General features: G+C 72.4%; 1 protein-coding gene. It reads right to left on the reverse strand.

What is annotated here, in order from left to right; all coding sequences use genetic code 11:
• A partial coding sequence (locus ACWJ6R_RS37620; RefSeq protein WP_449066749.1) for a transposase family protein occupies positions 1 to 557 on the reverse strand: 557 nt, incomplete at its 3' end.
• Positions 558 to 646: the final 89 nt, after the last annotated feature.

The following is a 646-nucleotide window of genomic DNA, read 5'->3' on the forward strand; positions in this document are numbered from 1 at the left end:
ACCGCGACCGTCCACGCCTGCGCCGTCTCGTCCCAGAGCCAGCGGGGCCGGCCCCGGTGGACCTCGTCGATGCCCAGCACCGCCACCGGTTCCGGCTCGGCCGGCAGCACGCGCAGCGCGTGCGCGGTGAACGCCGCCGCCACCACCGGCCACGACAGGCCGTGATCACGGGCGGACTGCACGATCGTGCGCCCACCGTCGGACACCGCCGCCCCGGCCGCACCGCGCAGCCGCGCCGTCAGCCGGGAGCGGGCCGCAACCTGCGGCACCTGCTCGGTGAACGTGCCCCGGGCACACGCGGCATGGTCGCAGTACCAGCGGCGCTTGCGCCAGCGCAGCTCACAGACGCGTCCGGCGACCGGCAGGTCCCGGGGGCGGGTGGTGACCCACTCTTTCATCCGATGCGCCCGCATCCCGCATTCCGGGCAGGCGCGGGCGTCCTCATCGTCGGTGGCCAGGTGCACGATCGGTCCCTGGCCTGCGCTTTCATCTCGGGGGAGGACCTCGGTGACGGCCAGGCCCTCCAGGCCCAGCAGCCGGGTCGTATCGTTGACCATGCTCGCGGCTCTTCTGTTGTCGTTCTTGCCTAGACAACAGGAATGATCAAGGAGAGCCGCGGGCTCCCTCAAGAGGCGATCTCAGCCCC

The sequence above is a fragment of the Planomonospora algeriensis genome (assembly GCF_977012225.1).